Genomic DNA, 16,279 nt, shown 5'->3' on the forward strand with positions numbered 1-16,279 from the left:
AGTCAGCCCAGCCAGCCGGGGCGGATCAGACCGGCCTCGTACGCGAAGACGACCAGCTGCGCCCGATCGCGCGCACCCAGCTTGATCATCGTGCGGCTGACGTGCGTCTTCGCGGTCGCCGGGCTGATCACCAGCCGGGCCGCGATCTCGTCGTTGGACAACCCCTCGGCGACGAGCACCAGCACCTCGCGCTCGCGGTCGGTGAGCTGGTCCAGCGCCGCCGGCGGGGTCGCCGGGGCCCGCCCGTGGGAGCCGCCCGCGAACTCGCCGATGACCCGCCGCGTGACGCTCGGCGAGAGCAGCCCGTCGCCGGCGGCCACCGCCCGCACGCCGCGGATCAGCTCGACCGGCTCGGTGTCCTTGACCAGGAACCCCGAGGCTCCGGTACGCAACGCCTCGAACACGTACTCGTCCAGTTCGAACGTCGTCAGGATCACCACCCGCGTGCCGGACAGCGCGGGGTCGGCCGCGATCCGCCGGGTCGCCTCGAGCCCGTCGACGCCCGGCATCCGGATGTCCATGAGCACCACGTCGGGCGCGGTCTGCCGCGCCTTCGCGACCGCCTCGAGCCCGTCGGCCGCCTCGGCCACGACCTCGATGTCCTCCTCGGCGTTCAGCAGCGCCCGGAACCCGGCCCGGACGAGCAGCTGGTCGTCCGCCAGCAGCACCGAGATCATGCGTCCGCCCCGGTGGGAAGCAGCACCGACACCAGGAATCCTCCGTCCACTTGTCCGGCCTCCAGCGACCCGCCGAGGCTCTGCGCCCGCGCCCGCATCCCCGCGATGCCCGTGCCCGGCGGCCCGCTCTCGGCCGCCGGCGCGCTGCCGGCGTCGTTGCGGATCGCGAGGTGCAGCGCGGTCGGCAGGTAGTCGACGCAGATCGAGGCGGTCGCGCCCGCCCCGGCGTGCCGGCGCACGTTGGTCAGCGCCTCCTGCACGATCCGGTACGCCGCCCGGTCCACCTCGGCCGGCAGCGTCCGCACCTCGCCGGTCACCTTGGTCTCGACCGGCAGCCCCGCGTCGGCGGTCAGGTCGCCGAGCCGGCTCAGCCCCAGCGCCGGCTGCCGCGGCGCGGCCTCGTCCTCGGTGCGCAGCGCGCCCAGCACCGACCGCACCTCGCGCAGCGCCTCGGAGCTCGCCGTCTTGATCGCCGACAGCGCCTCGCGGGCCTGCTCGGGCCGGTTGTCCATCAGGTGCAGCCCCACGCCCGCCTGCACGTTGATCAGCGACAGGTGGTGCCCGATCACGTCGTGCAGCTCGCGGGCGATGCGCAGCCTCTCCTCCGACGCCTGCCGGCGCTGCTGCTCCTCCTCGGCACGCTCGCGCTCGGCGCGCACCTTCATGAGCTGGGCCATCTGCTCGCTCCTGATCTTCGCGACGCCGCCCAGGAAGATCGCCGCGGCCAGCCCGAGGCCGAGCAGCAGCATCTCGCGCACGCCCGGGCGCACCTGCGGCAGCAGGCCGATCGGGTCGGCGAAGACCGTGAAGACGAGGAGGTAGGCCGCGTACGCCGTGCCGGCGCAGATCAGCGCGGCCGTGCGCCGCCCCGCGCAGGCCAGATGGAACAGCGCCATGACCGGCGCCACGGTCCAGAACCAGTGCGGCTCCGCGACCGTGGCGAAGAGGAGCGAGGCGGCCGCCGCGACGACGAACGCCGCGACCGGGTAGCGGCGCCGGAACAGCAGCGCGACCGGCCCGATCAGCAGCAGGGCGTAGGCGGCCGGGCCCAGGGTGAAGTACACGTTGCCCTCGCCGGCCTGCCCGCGGGCGCCGAGCGCCTGGAACAGCCCCGCTCCGACGGCCGCGCCGATCCCCGGGTCGCGCCGCTTGCGGAACGCCCCCGGCACGGGCGGCGCGCCGAAGCGCCCGGTGCGGTGCTCCCGCGCCCAGGGCGGCCTCGGCGGCCCGTGCATGTGTCTCACGCTGTCCTCACTGGTCCTCGGCTGATGTCCGGCCGGCACTGCCGAAGCTACGGCACCGGGGGCCGGCCCGGCATCGGGACAAGGTCTCGGTGCTTCCTACCTCCCCGGGCGTACGTCGCCGGTCCGCACTGCGCCGCACGGCGTACGCCCGGCAGGCGGAACCCTCCCGGGGGCCGCCACCAAGATGCGCCGCCGGGCCGACGCCGCCCGGCGGCGCAGGGCCGACTCTGGACACACGACGCCCACCCCCCAGGAGGATGCAGTGCAACCCACCTACGGCACCAAGCAGATGCGGACCTCCGACAAGGAGCGCGAGCACGTCGCCGAGATCCTGCGGGCCGCCATGGCCGAGGGCCGCCTCGACCTGGCCGAGGGCGAGGAGCGACTGGCCAAGGCGTACGCCGCGAAGTTCCGCGACGAGCTCGCCCCGCTCACCGCCGACCTCCCCGACGGCGGGCTGACCGCCCTCGCCGACACGCCCGAGGTCCGGGTCGCGACACGCCGGAGCCTGCGCCGGCACGCCGGGATCATCGTCTCCATCGGCATGATCCTCACCGGCCTGTGGATCCTCTCGGGAGCGCAGTTCTTCTGGCCGGCGATCCCGCTCACGTTCCTGGTCATCGGGTTCTTCAAGCACGCCCGCTACCGCCGCTACCGCTACGAGTACTCGCTCGGGCACGGCGTCGCGCCGTGGAACGCCCCCGGCTACGGCGGCCCGCGCTCGTTCCACTCCGGACACCGCGGTTGTTGATCACCCCTCCCCGCTCTGCCAGAGTGGTCCGGTTCGGCACCGGGGAGGGGCAGCACCATCATGATGGGTCCGTCGCACGCGCTCTCGGGGGCGACCGCCTGGCTCGCCGGCACCTGGGCCCTGGACCACTTCGCCGGGTACGAGCAGTCGCCGCTGGCGGTGGCCGTCGGCGCCCTGGTGTGCGCGGGCGGCGCTCTGTTGCCCGACCTCGACCTGTCCGGCAAGGTCACCCGCAACCAGGGCGGCGCGACCGTGGCGCGGACGTTCGGGGTCTTCTCGCTGTTCGCCGCCGAGGTGATCGAGAAGGTGTCGCTCGGCATCTACACCGCCACGCGCCTGAGCCGGGACCCGAGGCGGACGAACGGGCACCGCACGTTCACCCACACGCTGCCGTTCGCCGCGCTGGTCGGCTGGGGCACCACCGCGCTCTGCGGCCACTTCGGCAAGTGGGCCGTGGTCGGGATCGTCTTCTTCATGGCCGGCCTGGCGCTGCGCGGGCTGTTCGACGAGTGGGCCGAACGGGCCGGCTGGGTCATCGTCACGATCTGCTCGGCGGTCATCGCCTGGTTCACCGCCGCCCACCTGCCCGGTGACCGCGGCTATCCGATGCTCGGGTTCGCGGTCGCCGTGGGCTGCGTGGTGCACCTGCTGGGCGACATCATCACGTCGGCGGGCGTCCCGATCCTGTGGCCGATCCCCACGGGCCGCCGCCTGTGGCGCATGGTCGGGGTGCCGAACAGCATGGCGCTGCGGGTCGGCGGCAAGGTCGAGACGGTCGTCCTGCGCACGGCGATGGTGATCGTCTCGCTGATCGCGATCGCCGGCATCTTCGCGCCGGGCCTGCTGCACCGCTTCGACCTCGACACGTGGGCCGACGGCTCCGGCCGCTGAGCCGCTGCCCGTTCGTGGCGGTTGCTGCCCTGCGGCGCATTGACAACGATGTAAACCGCAGCCGATTCTCGGGACATCCCCATCCCCGATCCCCCGGGAATCCCCATGAAGAAACGGATCACCGCCCTCGCCTCGACCCTCCTGCTGGCCGCCGTCCTGGGCGTCGCCGGACCGGCCGCCGCCGGGCAGACCTCGCTGCGCGCCGCCGATCCCAGCGTGCTGCGCGTCGGCGGCACGTACGTCTCGGTGCAGTCGACCGGCGCGGGCCTCGCCGTGCGGCAGGCCTCGTCGCCCGACGGGCTCGCGGCCGCGCCCGCCCGGCAGGTCTGGAGCGACACCCGCAACCTCGGCGAGGTGTGGGCGCCCGAGATCGTCACCGACGCCGGCCGGTACTACATCTACTTCACCGCCGGGCGCGGCGCGGCCCACCGGATGTACGTGATCAGCTCCGCCTCGCCCGCGAGCGGCTACACCGCCGAGACCAGGATGGCGCTGCCGGACGACCGGTGGGCCATCGACGGCACCATGTTCGTGTTCGAGGGGCAGCGCTGGTTCGTGTGGTCCGGCTGGGCCGGCGCCACGAACGTCGAGCAGAACCTCTACATCGCCCGGATGAGCAGCCCCACCACGACCACCGGCGCGCGGTTCGTCATCTCCCAGCCGCGGGAGAGCTGGGAGCGCGTCGTCGGCAACCCGTTCATCAACGAGGGGCCGGAGCCGATCCGCGACCCCGACGGCCGGCTGCACGTCGTGTACTCGGCCAACGGCAGCTGGAGCGACCAGTACTGCCTCGCGGACCTGCGGCTGCGCGCGGGCGGCGATCCCACGTACGTCTGGGACTGGTACAAGTCGAACGGCTGCCTGTTCGGGTCGAACCGCGCCACCATGATGGCAGGCTGGGACCCGACGCTCCACGCCGACGGGCCGGGACATCACACGTTCGTGCTGCTGAACGGCGACATCGCCACCAGCCCGCCGGCCGGGCCACGGTTCCCGCTGATGTACCACGCCGTTCCCAAGGGCACGCCGTACGCGTGGGAGAACCGCCACTGGTACACCGGAACCTTCACATGGTGGGGAAACACCACCTACAGCAGGGCGAATGTCCCCGGCGCGACGACGAACGCGGGTTTCTCCCTCAAGTTCTTCGAGTGACGTCCGATACTTCGGAGCATCTGCGGGAAGGCTCCCGCAATCGCCGGTTCGGCTGATGACGCAGCCTTCCCGGTGGACGCATCATGGTCCAATTCCTGATCGAGAAAGTGCGAGACCATGTTCCGAACTGCTGAACCCGAGGCTCGTTCGACCATCGCGAACGAGATGGCCGCCCTGCTCCGCGCCGAGTACGTGGCCAGTGGCGACCGCGCCTACCTGCACGCCGCGTCGCTCGTGCTGAGCCGCTTCCTGCAGGGCGCGACGGCGACGCCGGAGGCCACGCCGGCCCGCTGAGGCCGCCGGGCATCGACGCGGGTGAAAGGGCAACGTTCGACCGGCTCCGTTGACAACAGTTAACAATCCGAAACATTCTGCTCAGGCCACCCCCGGGCAGAATTGAGGAGCCGATTTGCGTACCCGCACCGCATGGTTGAGCGTGGTGGCGGCCCTGGCCGTCGCCGCGCCCGTCGCGGCCGTGACCATCCCCGCCTCGGCCGCGTCACCCGCCGTCCTCCCGCTCACCGTCACGAACAACACCGGCCGCGGCGACGCGGTCTTCCTGTACGTCATCGGCACCCTGAACGGCCGCTGGGGCTATGTGAACGCCGGCGGCGCGTTCACCCCGTGGCCCGCCGGCGGCCTGCCGCCCACGCCCGCCCCGGACGTGGCGATGGCCGGGCCGGCCAACGGCGGCAGCACGACGATCCGCATCCCCAAGGGCCTGTCCGGCCGCGTCTACATGGCGCTGCGCGACAAGATCAAGTTTTTCCTCACCCCGGACGGCTTCGTGCAGCCCGCGCCCTGGGCGCCCGGCGACCCCAACTACAACACCCTGTTCGACACCAGCGAGTTCACGTTCAACGACTCGGGTCTCTGGCTGAACAGCTCGCAGGTGGACTTCTTCGGCATCCCCCACGCGGTCACCGTCACCAACGGCGCCGGGCAGACCAAGCGCACCGGCGACGTGGTCAACGACGGCCGCAACCGGGTCATCAACGCCATCAAGGCGCAGCCCGGCTGGGAACGGTCGGTCATCACCCGCTCGGACGGCACCGTGCTGCGCGTGCTCGCACCCGGCAAGGCCACGGACGCCGGGCTGTTCCCCACGAACTATCTGGACGCGTACATCAGCTCGGCGTTCGCCTCGTACACCACCCGGACGCTGACCGTGGTGCCGCGCCAGGCCGAGCCGAATCGCAAGTTCTTCGGCCGTACGGTCGGCACCACGATGCGCTTCACCGACAGCTCCGGCGCCGAGGTGGCCACGGTGGACAAGCCGACGACCGCGAACGTGTGGGGCTGCGACGGCGTCTTCAACGCGCCGAACGTCGCGCCGTTCATCCAGAGCGAGGTGCGCCGGACCATCTGCACGGCGCTGGTGCGCGGCACGCTGGGCACGTCCACTCAGGAGCCGGTGTACGACGCGAACGCGTTCTACAAGAACAGCGCCCCCAACCACTACTCGCGGATCATCCACGCGAACATGGCCGACGGCAAGGCGTACGGGTTCGCGTACGACGACGTCGGCGGCTTCGAGTCGCTGGTCAACGACGGCGACCCGCAGCAGGCCGGCATCATCATGAGCCCGTTCGGCGCCGGGGGCACCCCGCCCACGCAGCCGCCGGCCACCACGCCGCCTACCACCGCGCCCACGACGCGGCCCCCGACGACGCCGCCCACCACCGCGCCTCCCGCCGCGGGCACCTGGGCGCCGAACGTCGCGTACGCCACCGGGCAGGTCGTCACGTACGACGGGCGGCGCTACCAGTGCCGCCAGGCGCACACGTCGCTGCCCGGGTGGGAGCCGCCGAACGTCCTGGCGCTCTGGCTGCCCCTCTGACACGCCGGCGCCGGTGCGGCCCGCTGTCCCGGCGGGCCGCACCGGCGTTTCCGCATGCGTCGTGCTTCTCCCGGCGCGGCAGCCTCAGGCGCGGGCGCGGCGGACCAGGCGGCGGACCACGGCGTACGTCACGCCGGCGCCCAGCACCCAGGGAGCCGCCACGATCACCGGGTCGATCAGGTGATGCCCCTTGTCGGCGCGGCGGTCGTCGAGCCGCGAGGACAGCCCGTGGCGGCGGCCCTCGCTGAGCACGCCGGTCTCGGTGATCGGGTTGTCCGGCCGGGTGCTGGCGAACGAGCGCAGCGCGCTCTCGACGGTGTCGACCCGGTCGGCCGCGAGCAGCAGCAACCAGTGCGCCGCACGGGCCTCGCTGTACTTCGCGTACGAGTACCGGCGGATCTTCCCGGAGAGCCCGCGCAGCGGAACCGACGTACCGAAGACGGGTGTCAGGAACGCGTGCTCGATCGAGCGCTCGCGGGGCTCCAGCTCCGGCTGGCGCTCCGGGAACTCCCAGTGCGCGCCGCTGAAGGTGGGGTCGAACTGCTCCCTCGGCACCGACGGGCGGTCCTTGGGGTCGAGGTCGGCGCCCCATCCCGGGATCCGGGCGCGCAGCTGCTCGGTCGTCTCCGGCAGCTTGGGCTTGTCGGGCGTGTATGCCATGGCTTCCCCTCTCAGGCCGGGACGATGATGGGCTTGATGCAGCCGTCGAGCTTGGCCGACATCATGTGGTAGGCCTCGGTGATGTGCTCGAGCGGGATCCGGTGGGTGACGATGTCGCTGGGCTTGAGGTAGCCGTTGCGGATGTGCTCGAACAGCCTCGGCCACTGGCGCTTCACCGGGGTCTGGTTCATCCGCAGCGTCAGACCCTTGTTCATCGCGTCGCCGAACTTGACGGCGCTGAACATGGGGCCGTACGCGCCCATCACCGAGATCGTGCCGCCCTTGCGCACCGAGTCGATCGCCCAGTTCAGCGCGATCGGCGAGCCGCCCTGCAGCTTGAACTTGGCCGCGGTCACGTGCTGGAGAAGGTTGCCGTCGGCCTCCGCGCCGACCGCGTCGATGCACACGTCCGCGCCGAGGTGGTCGGTCATCTTCTTCATCTGCACGACGATGTCGTCGTACTCGGTGAAGTTGAGCGTCTCGGCGTGGGCGAACGTGCGGGCCTTCTCGAGCCGGTAGTCGAGGTGGTCGATCACGATGACCCGGCCCGCGCCCATCAGCCAGGCGGACTTCGCGGCGTACAGCCCGATCGGGCCGGCGCCGAACACGACGACCACGTCGCCCTCGTCGATGTCGCCGAGCTGGGCGCCGAAGTACCCGGTGGCGAGCGCGTCGGTGAGCAGCACCGCGTCGTCCTCGTCCAGCCAGTCCGGGATGAGGCTGGGGCCGACGTCGGCGAGCGGCACCCGCACGTACTCGGCCTGTCCGCCGTCGTAGCCGCCGGTCGTGTGCGAGTAGCCGTAGATGCCGCCGACCGCCGTGGCGTTCGGGTTGACGTTGTGGCAGTTCGAGTAGAGCCCGCGGGCACAGAAGTAACACGTGCCGCAGAAGATGTTGAACGGCACCATCACCCGGTCGCCGACCTTGAGGTTCTGCACCGACGAGCCGACCTCGTCGACCACGCCGACGAACTCGTGCCCGAACGTCGAGCCGACCCGGGTGTCCGGCATCATGCCGTGGTAAAGGTGAAGGTCAGAGCCGCAGATGGCGGCGCGGGTGACCCGGACGATCGCGTCGTTGGGGTGCTCGATCGACGGCCGGTCCTTCTCCTCGAGACGGACGCGGTACGGCCCGCGATAGACCATGGCTTGCACGGAACCTCCCGATTGGCATGCGGTTGAGCGTTGTCTGGCTACCCGCGCGGTCCGCGGGCAAACGAACCGGACCCCGACCGCTTTGATCCGCAAGCGGCCGCCGTCCGTACCTCTGCCCGTCACGAAGCTGACGAACCGCAGGTCGAGGAGGTCGACGTTGTCCGCCGTCGAGCACATGTCCCGCCGGAGCCACCTGATCACGGCGGCGCTCGCCGCGATGGTGCTCGTGCTGATCGAACCGCGCGCCGCGCGGGCCGAGCCGGGCGTGCCGCTGCCGCCCAACCAGCTGATCACGGACACCGGCAAGGGCTCCGTGGCCGCGGCCGACCGCGACTTCACGGTGAAGGTCCGCCTCGCCGGGCTGTGGGAGATCCCCGCCGGCCAGATGGCCCAGCAGAAGTCGGACAACCCCCGGATCCGGGCCATCGGACGCGAGATCGCCGCCCAGCACGTCGTGCTCGACAAGATGACCCGCGACGCGGCGAAGAAGCTGAACATCGAACTGCCCGACAAGCCCAACACCGACCAGCAGGGCTGGCTGGCCGAGATGCGCGACGCCGAGGGCGAGGAGTTCGACCAGATCTACATCGACCGCCTGCGCGCCGCGCACGGCAAGATCTTCCCGGCCATCGCCACTATCCGCACCAGCACCCGCAACGACACGATCCGCAAGCTGGCGCAGCGGGCCAACCAGTTCGTGATGACCCACCTGACGCTGCTGGAGAGCAGCAACCTGGTGGACTTCGCCGCCCTGCCGACCGCTCCCCCGCCGAGCCCCGCCACGACGACCGCCGCCCGCCCCGTGCTGTCCGCCGCCGACGCGAGCCAGCCGGCGGCCGCGCCGCTCAACGTCCCCCTGATCGCCGGCCTGGCCGTAGCGATCGCCGCCGTCGCCCTGCTCCTGACCCGCCGCCTGTGGTCCGACCCCCGCCGCCGCCGGCGCCGCTACCGCGCCTACTACTGACCCCGCCGCTCCCACAGCCCGCCCGCGCCGCCGGCCGTGCGCCACCACCGGCACACGGCCCCGCACCACGCTGCCAGCCGCGCGCAGCCTCCGGCGTGGTCCCGCACCGGGCTCTCGGCCGTGTACGACCGCTGGCATGCGCCCCCGCACCGGGCTGCCGGCCGTGCACGGCCACCGGCGCGCGGTCCGCTGTCTCAGTAGCGCACGTCCTCCGGCCCGCTGACCGTCGGCAGTCCCGCCGCCAGCCAGGCCTCCACTCCCCCGGCCAGGTCGGTCGCGTTGACCAGCCCGACCGAGCGCAGGCTCGCCGCCGCGAGGCTGGAGCTGTAGCCCTGACGGCACACCACCACGACAACAAGGTCGTGCCCCGTCGCCTCCGGAATCCGGTTGGGCGAAGCCGGGTCGAGCCGCCACTCCAGCACCGTCCGGTCGATGACGACGGCTCCCGGCAGCGAGCCCTGCTGCCGCCGCTGCACGTCGGTGCGGGTGTCCACCAGCAGCGCCCCCGCCGCGACCGCCGCCTGCGTCTCGTGCGGATCGAGCCGCCGCATGCCCTCCCGCGCCCGCGCCAGCACGCCGTCCACACCCTGCGCCTCAACAGTCGTCACCCGGCGATCATGACCCTTGCCGCACCCCTCCGCACGCCGGATCCCCGCACCGCCGCCGGCCCCCGCCGCTCACGCGGCGCGCGACCACTCGTGCCAGCGGGCCACCGGGCGGAAGCCGAGCCGGCCGTAGAGCCGCTCGGCCATGGCCGACGCCTGCAGGGTTGCGGTCTCGGCGCCGAGGCGGCGGGCGTCGGCGAGTGCGGCGGCGGTGACGGCCGTGGCGAGACCTCTGCCGCGCGCCTCCGGGTGGGTTGCCACGAAGGAGACGTAGACGTCCGAGCCGGAACGCTGCAGCACCAGGCCCGACAGGTAGTCGTGAGTCGCGTAAGCCCGCAGGCCGGGCACGTCGCGCAGCAGGTAGGCGGGCACACCGTTGAGCTCCGCGACGCGGTCGGGGTCGGCGTCGTGCAGCACGGGCGGCGCCTCCGCGGGGGGTGCGACGTCGGCCAGGTCGCACCGCATCGGCCTGGTCACCTCGGTGACGCGGTAACCGCGGCGGGCCAGGACCGCGGCGGTTCCGGGGTCGTCGTCGCGGCACCACAGCGCGTACTCGGTGGTGCCGCCGTAGACGGCCTCGGCCGGCGCTACCGCGTCGGGGCGCAGCACGACGGCGTTGTTGAACACCGACTCGGCGAACCGGGCGGCGACGAACCCGTCGCCCTCGGTCACCGCCGCCTCCGCGCGCGGCGAGGCGAGGGCGCGCCACGAGGCGACGAGCGCGGTGAGGTAGTGGTCGAATTCGGTCACGCGATCTCGTACGCCAGGTTGGGGCGCAGCCAGCGCTCGACCTCCTCGACCGGCATGTCGCGGCGGCGGGCGTAGTCGGTGATCTGGTCCTTGCCGAGGCGGCCGACGGTGAAGTAGCGCGACTGCGGGTGCGCAAAGATCAGACCGCTCACGGCGGCGGCCGGGGTCATCGCGTACGACTCGGTGAGCCCGACGCCGATCTCGTGGGTGCCGAGCAGCTCGAACAGGTCCTTCTTCTCGCTGTGGTCGGGGCTGGCCGGGTAGCCGAGCGCGGGCCGGATGCCGCGGAAGCGCTCGGCGTGCAGGTCCTCCAGCGCGGGCTCGGCGCCGGGCTCGAACCACTCGCGGCGGGCCTGCAGGTGCAGGAACTCGGCGAACGCCTCGGCGAGCCGGTCGGCCAGGGCCTTGACCATGATCGCGCGGTAGTCGTCGTTGTCGGCCTCGTACTTGGCCGCCAGCTCGTCGGCGCCGTGGATGGCGACCGCGAAGCCACCGAGGTGGTCGCCCTCGGGGGCGATGTAGTCGGCCAGGCTGCGGTTGGCGCGGCCGGCCGGCTTCTCGGTCTGCTGGCGCAGCATCGGGAACTTCACGCCGTTGGCGAGCACGATGTCGTCGCCCTCGCTGTGCGCGGGCCAGAACGCGTACCGGCCGCGGGCCTCGAACGAGCCGTCCGCGATGATCCGGTCGAGCAGCTCGTTCGCGTCGTCGAACAGCTCCCGCGCCACCGGCTGCTCGAGGATCGCCGGGTACTTGCCCTTGAGCTCCCAGGCCAGGAACAGGAACTGCCAGTCGACCATCTCGCGCAGCTCGGCGATGGTGGGCCGCACGTCGCGCACGCCGGTGAACGCCGGCGTGGGCAGGTCGGTGAAGTCCACCTGCTCGCGGTTGGCCCGGGCCTGTTCGAGGCTGAGCAGCGCCTGGGCGTGCCGGTTGGCGTGCTGCTCGCGCAGCCGCTCCTGGTCGGCGCGGTTCGCGGTGTCGAGCTTCTCGGCGCGGCCCGGCTCGAGCAGGTCGCTGACGACGCCCACGACCCGGGACGCGTCCAGCACGTGCACGGTGGAGCCCTCGTACGCCGGGGCGATGCGCACGGCCGTGTGCTGCTTCGAGGTCGTCGCGCCCCCGATGAGCAGCGGCAGCTTGAGCCCGCGGCGCTGCATCTCGGCGCCGACGGCCACCATCTCGTCGAGCGAAGGCGTGATCAGCCCGGAGAGCCCGACCACGTCGGCGCCCTCGCTGATCGCCGTGTCGAGGATCTTGGCGGCCGGCACCATCACGCCGAGGTCGATCACCTCGTAGTTGTTGCAGCCCAGCACCACGCCGACGATGTTCTTGCCGATGTCGTGGACGTCGCCCTTGACCGTGGCCAGCACGACCTTGCCCTGCCCGCGCGACGTCTCGATCCGGCCCTCGAGGCGCGCCTGCTCCTTCTCGGCCTCCATGAACGGTTCCAGGTACGCCACCGAGCGCTTCATGACGCGGGCGCTCTTGACCACCTGGGGCAGGAACATCTTGCCCGAGCCGAACAGGTCGCCGACCACCTTCATGCCGTCCATCAGCGGGCCCTCGATCACGTCGAGCGGCCGGGGCAGCAGCTGCCGGGCCTCCTCCGTGTCGGCCTCGATGTAGTCGACGATGCCGTGCACCAGCGCGTACGACAGGCGCTCGGCGACCGGGGCGTCGCGCCACGACAGGTCGACCTCGCGCTGCTTGCCCTTGCCGGTGACCGTCGAGGCGTACGTGACCAGGCGGTCGGTGGCGTCGGGCCGGCGGTCGAACAGCACGTCCTCCACGAGCTCCAGCAGCTCGGCGGGGATGTCCTGGTAGACGGCGAGCTGCCCGGCGTTGACGATGCCCATGTCGAGCCCGGCCTTGACGGCGTGGAACAGGAACGCCGAGTGCATCGCCTCGCGGACCACGTCGTTGCCGCGGAACGAGAACGACAGGTTGGAGATGCCGCCGCTGGTGCGCGCGCCCGGGCAGCGCTGCTTGATCAGCGGGAGCGCCTCGATGAACGCCTTGGCGTACCCGTTGTGCTCGCTGATGCCGGTGGCGACGGCGAGCACGTTGGGGTCGAAGATGATGTCGTCGGGCGCGAACCCGGCCTCGCCGACCAGCAGGTCGTACGCCCGCCCGCAGATCTGGACCTTGCGGTCGCGAGTGTCGGCCTGGCCCTGCTCGTCGAAGGCCATGACGACGACGCCGGCGCCGAAGTCGCGGATCCGGCGGGCCTGGGCGAGGAACTGCTCCTCGCCCTCCTTGAGGCTGATCGAGTTGACCACGCCCTTGCCCTGCACGCACTTGAGCCCGGCCTCGAGCACGCTCCACTTGGAGCTGTCGATCATCACGGGGATGCGGGCGACCTCGGGCTCGGTGGCGATGAGGTTGAGGAACGTGGTCATCGCCCGCTCGCTGTCGAGCAGGTCGGCGTCCATGTTGACGTCGAGCAGGTTCGCGCCGCCGCGCACCTGGTCGAGCGCGACGTCGACGGCGCCCTGGAAGTCGTCGGCCTCGATGAGCCGGCGGAACTTCGCCGAGCCGGTCACGTTGGTGCGCTCGCCGATCATGACGAAGCCGGTGTCGGGGCCGATCGCGAACGGCTCGAGGCCGCTGAACCGGGTCGTCTCGACCGGCCGGGGAAGCTCGCGCGGGGCCTTGCCGCGAACCGCCTCGGCGATCTTCGCGATGTGCGGCGGGGTGGTCCCGCAGCAGCCGCCGGCGATGTTGACCATCCCGGCCTGGACGAACTCGCCGAGCAGGCTGCCGGTCTCGTCCGGGGTCTGGTCGTACTCCCCGAAGGCGTTGGGCAGGCCCGCGTTCGGGTGCGAGGCGACGTACGTGCCGGCCAGGCGGGACAGCTCGGCCACGTGCGGACGCATCTCGGTGGCGCCGAGCGAGCAGTTCACGCCGACGATGAGCGGCTGGGCGCGCTCGATCGAGCGCCAGAACGCCTCGACGGTCTGACCGCTGAGCGTGCGGCCGGACAGGTCCACGATCGTCACCGAGATCCACAGCGGGAGGTCCGGCGCCACCTCGCGTGCCGCGGCGATCGCGGCCTTGGCGTTGAGCGTGTCGAAGATCGTCTCGACCAGCAGGAGGTCGACCCCGCCCTCGGCCAGCGCCGCGATCTGCTCCGCGTACGCGGCCTTGACTTCGTCGAAGGTGGCGGCCCGGAACGCCGGGTCGTCGACCTTGGGCGACAGCGAGAGGCTCACGTTCAGCGGGCCGACCGAACCCGCGACGAACTTGCCGCCGGCCTCGTCGGCGGCCTGCCGGGCCAGCTGCGCGCCGCGGACGTTCATCTCTTTCACGTACGCCTGCAGGCCGTAGTCGGCCTGGGCGATGCTCGTCGCGGTGAACGTGTTGGTCGTCGTGATGTCCGCGCCGGCGGCCAGGTACTGCCGGTGCACGTCGAGGATGATGTCGGGCCGGGTCAGGATCAGCAGGTCGGGGTCGCCCGTGACGTCCTGCGGGTGGTCGGGGCCGATCAGGTCGCCGCGGTAGTCCTCCGGCCTCAGCTTGGCGCCCTGCAGCATCGTGCCCCACGCGCCGTCGAGCACGAGGACGCGCTCGTCGAGCAGCCGCTTGAGCTCCGCCGTGCGCTCACTTCTTCCCACACCGACCACCTCCGGTTCAACGGAGGCGCCCTTGGTCGGTTTCACCCGAGCGAGCGTGGCGGGTGTCACCCCGTTGCAGCGCCTCTCGCTTCGGACCACCAAATTTACCCGATTCTCATTTGGCGTCCGCGTACGCACCAACTACTGAGACGTCAAGCGGGAAGCGCACCGTCGTGTTCCCGAAGAGAAGCCGCCCGGCCTGCGCCGCGCTCTCGTGCACCGCTGCCACCACGCGGTCGGCCTCCTCGGCCGGGCAGTGCACGACCACCTCGTCGTGCACGAACAGCACCATCTCGGCCTTGCTGCCCTCCAGCGCCGTGCGCAGCGTCGCCAGCAGCACCAGCGCCCACTCGGCCGCCGTCGCCTGCACCACGAAGTTGCGGGTGAACCGTCCCCGCGCGCGGCCCTCCGCGCCGCCGGGCTCGGCCTCCTCGGGCGGGTCGAGCCCCGCCTCGCGCAGTGCGCCGGCCGAGGGCGGGCACGTGCGGCCCAGCCAGGACCGGACCAGTCCGCCGGCCTCGCCCACGCGGGCCGCGTGCTCGACGAACTCGAACGCGGTCGGATAGCGCCGACGCAGCACGGCCAGCGCCGGGATGGCGGCGCCGCCGGTCTGCCCGTACATGGCGCCCAGCAGCGCGAGCTTGGCCTTGGCACGGTCGCCGTCGAACGAATCGGCGGCCAGCGCGGCGTAGAGGTCGCCCGCGGCGGCCGCGTCGGCCAGCCGTTCATCGCCCGAGATCGCCGCCAGCACGCGCGGCTCGAGCTGGCCGGCGTCGGCGACCACGAACGTCCAGCCCGGGTCGGCGAGCACGGCCCGCCGCACCACCTTGGGCACCTGCAACGCGCCGCCGCCGCGGGTGGCCCAGCGGCCGCTGACGACGCCGCCCGGCACGTACTCCGGGCGGAAACGGCCCTCGCTGACCCAGGCGTCGCACCAGGCCCAGCCGTGCGCGGTCCAGATGCGGTAGAGCTCCTTGAACTCCAGCAGGGGTCGTACGGCGGGGTGGTCGATCTTTTGCAGCACCCAGGCGCGCGTGTTCGGAACCTCGATGCCGGCGCGCGCGAACGCCCGCACCACCTCGGCGGGCAGGTCGGGATGCAGCCCGTGGGTGCCGAACGCGGCGTTGATCTCGGCGGTCAGCTCGGCCAGCCGGCGCGGCGGGCCCACCGGCTGCGGCGGCCCGAGCAGATCGCGCAGCACCCGGTCGTGCACGTCGGCCCGCCACGGCAGCCCGGTGTGGCCCATCTCGGCCCCGATCAGCGCGCCGGCCGACTCGGCCGCGGTGAGCAGCCGGAACCGCCCCGGATGCTCCGTGCGCGCCGTGCGGGCGAGCTGGTCGGCGTAGACCTCGCGGACGTCGTCGAGCCCGACGCTGCCCGCCGGGGCGCCCGCCGCCTCGAACAGCGCCGCCTGCGCGAACCCGGGCGGCTCGGCGGCCCGCGGCGGCGGGTCGGGCGGAACCGGCAGCCCGTGCAGCCGGGCCCGCGCCGCCGCCACCGACCGCGGCTCGCCCCAGCGGCCCGCGTGGCCGGAGAGCAGCGCCTCGGTCAGCTCGAGGTCGTGGCAGCGGGCGACCCGCACCCCGGCGCGCAGCAGCGGCGGATAGAGCTCGGCGGTGGCCGGCCAGACCCAGCGGGGGTGGTCGGCGGCTTCCCGTTCGCCGATCGCCCCCGCCAGGTCCGCGGCGTGCCGGACCGGGCCGGCCGCCGTGCCGTCGGCGCGCAGGTCCTGCAGGCGGCCCCCTCGGCCGTCCGGATCCGCCACCACAGCTGTCAGCACGCCCTCATTCTGTCCCGGGGGTACGACGTTTTCGCCGTTGATCATCTGTGCGATGTGGGGAGCACCTCCCGCCGGGGTCTGACCGACCCTCACTGATTTCGGGTCTTGCTCGGGATTCGTCGGCCTCGGGCCGGAGGTGCCCGTTCACTCACCGGGACGGGGCGTTGCGACCCGGCAGGAACCAGGCCGCAGGC

14 protein-coding genes are annotated in these 16,279 nt (G+C 72.4%); 6 read left to right on the forward strand and 8 right to left on the reverse strand.

Annotated features, from left to right (window positions below):
- Positions 1-2: 2 nt before the first annotated feature.
- Together ACSNN8_RS35185 and ACSNN8_RS35190 are read right to left on the reverse strand one after the other, a co-directional pair.
- A complete protein-coding gene (locus ACSNN8_RS35185; protein ID WP_436654494.1) occupies positions 3-677 on the reverse strand; it encodes a response regulator transcription factor in 675 nt (224 codons plus the stop codon).
- Positions 674-1,912: a sensor histidine kinase gene (locus tag ACSNN8_RS35190; RefSeq protein ID WP_436655520.1), complete on the reverse strand. Its 1,239-nt coding sequence runs from the start codon at positions 1,910-1,912 to the stop codon at positions 674-676. Before ACSNN8_RS35190 ends, ACSNN8_RS35185 begins: the two co-directional genes overlap by 4 nt.
- 271 nt (positions 1,913-2,183) lie before the next feature.
- Between ACSNN8_RS35190 and ACSNN8_RS35195 the strand changes: the two genes are divergently transcribed.
- The 5 genes from ACSNN8_RS35195 to ACSNN8_RS35215 all read left to right on the forward strand — a co-directional run bounded on the left by ACSNN8_RS35195 (position 2,184) and on the right by ACSNN8_RS35215 (position 6,558).
- On the forward strand, positions 2,184-2,672 hold the full coding sequence (locus ACSNN8_RS35195) for a DUF1707 SHOCT-like domain-containing protein (RefSeq protein WP_436654495.1): 489 nt from the start codon (positions 2,184-2,186) through the stop codon (positions 2,670-2,672).
- Between the two features lie 60 nt (positions 2,673-2,732).
- Positions 2,733-3,563 carry a metal-dependent hydrolase gene (locus ACSNN8_RS35200; protein ID WP_436654496.1) on the forward strand — a complete coding sequence of 277 codons (831 nt, stop codon included), beginning with the start codon at positions 2,733-2,735 and terminating at the stop codon, positions 3,561-3,563.
- 105 nt (positions 3,564-3,668) lie between these two features.
- The gene (locus ACSNN8_RS35205) at positions 3,669-4,718 is read left to right on the forward strand and encodes a glycoside hydrolase family 43 protein (RefSeq protein ID WP_436654497.1); all 1,050 of its coding nucleotides are present in this window, start codon (positions 3,669-3,671) and stop codon (positions 4,716-4,718) included.
- A 117-nt stretch (positions 4,719-4,835) separates the two neighbouring features.
- Positions 4,836-5,012 (forward strand): hypothetical protein, encoded by a 177-nt coding sequence (locus tag ACSNN8_RS35210; protein WP_436654498.1) that lies wholly within the window; start codon positions 4,836-4,838, stop codon positions 5,010-5,012.
- A 115-nt stretch (positions 5,013-5,127) separates the two neighbouring features.
- Positions 5,128-6,558 carry a beta-1,3-glucanase family protein gene (locus tag ACSNN8_RS35215; RefSeq protein ID WP_436654499.1) on the forward strand — a complete coding sequence of 477 codons (1,431 nt, stop codon included), beginning with the start codon at positions 5,128-5,130 and terminating at the stop codon, positions 6,556-6,558.
- 84 nt (positions 6,559-6,642) lie between these two features.
- Here the strand turns inward: ACSNN8_RS35215 and ACSNN8_RS35220 are convergent, their stop codons facing one another.
- Together ACSNN8_RS35220 and ACSNN8_RS35225 are read right to left on the reverse strand one after the other, a co-directional pair.
- On the reverse strand, positions 6,643-7,218 hold the full coding sequence (locus ACSNN8_RS35220) for a hypothetical protein (RefSeq protein ID WP_436654500.1): 576 nt from the start codon (positions 7,216-7,218) through the stop codon (positions 6,643-6,645).
- Positions 7,219-7,229: 11 nt separating this feature from the next.
- A complete protein-coding gene (locus tag ACSNN8_RS35225) occupies positions 7,230-8,363 on the reverse strand; it encodes a zinc-dependent alcohol dehydrogenase (RefSeq protein WP_436655522.1) in 1,134 nt (377 codons plus the stop codon).
- Positions 8,364-8,529: 166 nt separating this feature from the next.
- Here ACSNN8_RS35225 and ACSNN8_RS35230 point away from each other — a divergent pair, with 166 nt between their 5' ends.
- Positions 8,530-9,336, forward strand: a complete 807-nt coding sequence (locus ACSNN8_RS35230; protein ID WP_436654501.1) for a DUF4142 domain-containing protein — start codon at positions 8,530-8,532, stop codon at positions 9,334-9,336.
- Between the two features lie 194 nt (positions 9,337-9,530).
- Here ACSNN8_RS35230 and ACSNN8_RS35235 read toward each other — a convergent pair whose 3' ends face one another.
- The 4 genes from ACSNN8_RS35235 to ACSNN8_RS35250 form a co-directional block, all read right to left on the reverse strand.
- Positions 9,531-9,887, reverse strand: coding sequence for a rhodanese-like domain-containing protein (locus tag ACSNN8_RS35235; protein ID WP_436655524.1), 357 nt, complete (start codon positions 9,885-9,887; stop codon positions 9,531-9,533).
- A 126-nt stretch (positions 9,888-10,013) separates the two neighbouring features.
- Positions 10,014-10,691, reverse strand: coding sequence for a GNAT family N-acetyltransferase (locus tag ACSNN8_RS35240; protein ID WP_436654502.1), 678 nt, complete (start codon positions 10,689-10,691; stop codon positions 10,014-10,016).
- Positions 10,688-14,305 (reverse strand): methionine synthase, encoded by a 3,618-nt coding sequence (metH, locus tag ACSNN8_RS35245; RefSeq protein WP_436654503.1) that lies wholly within the window; start codon positions 14,303-14,305, stop codon positions 10,688-10,690. The genes ACSNN8_RS35240 and metH overlap by 4 nt, the downstream gene beginning before the upstream one ends.
- Before the next feature lie 115 nt (positions 14,306-14,420).
- The gene (locus ACSNN8_RS35250) at positions 14,421-16,130 is read right to left on the reverse strand and encodes a bifunctional 3'-5' exonuclease/DNA polymerase (protein ID WP_436654504.1); all 1,710 of its coding nucleotides are present in this window, start codon (positions 16,128-16,130) and stop codon (positions 14,421-14,423) included.
- Positions 16,131-16,279: the final 149 nt, after the last annotated feature.

The organism is Actinoplanes sp. URMC 104 (assembly GCF_051386375.1).
Taxonomy (GTDB): domain Bacteria; phylum Actinomycetota; class Actinomycetes; order Mycobacteriales; family Micromonosporaceae; genus Actinoplanes.

Excerpts from the sequence above, each read along its gene's own strand:
- ACSNN8_RS35210 (WP_436654498.1), top strand. The coding sequence starts at position 4,836 with ATGTTCCGAACTGCTGAACCCGAGGCTCGTTCGACCATCGCGAACGAG.
- ACSNN8_RS35185 (WP_436654494.1), bottom strand. The coding sequence starts at position 677 with ATGATCTCGGTGCTGCTGGCGGACGACCAGCTGCTCGTCCGGGCCGGG.
- ACSNN8_RS35200 (WP_436654496.1), top strand. The coding sequence starts at position 2,733 with ATGATGGGTCCGTCGCACGCGCTCTCGGGGGCGACCGCCTGGCTCGCC.
- ACSNN8_RS35205 (WP_436654497.1), top strand. The coding sequence starts at position 3,669 with ATGAAGAAACGGATCACCGCCCTCGCCTCGACCCTCCTGCTGGCCGCC.
- ACSNN8_RS35250 (WP_436654504.1), bottom strand. The coding sequence starts at position 16,130 with ATGATCAACGGCGAAAACGTCGTACCCCCGGGACAGAATGAGGGCGTG.
- ACSNN8_RS35235 (WP_436655524.1), bottom strand. The coding sequence starts at position 9,887 with ATGCGGCGGCTCGATCCGCACGAGACGCAGGCGGCGGTCGCGGCGGGG.
- ACSNN8_RS35190 (WP_436655520.1), bottom strand. The coding sequence starts at position 1,912 with ATGCACGGGCCGCCGAGGCCGCCCTGGGCGCGGGAGCACCGCACCGGG.
- ACSNN8_RS35225 (WP_436655522.1), bottom strand. The coding sequence starts at position 8,363 with ATGGTCTATCGCGGGCCGTACCGCGTCCGTCTCGAGGAGAAGGACCGG.
- ACSNN8_RS35220 (WP_436654500.1), bottom strand. The coding sequence starts at position 7,218 with ATGGCATACACGCCCGACAAGCCCAAGCTGCCGGAGACGACCGAGCAG.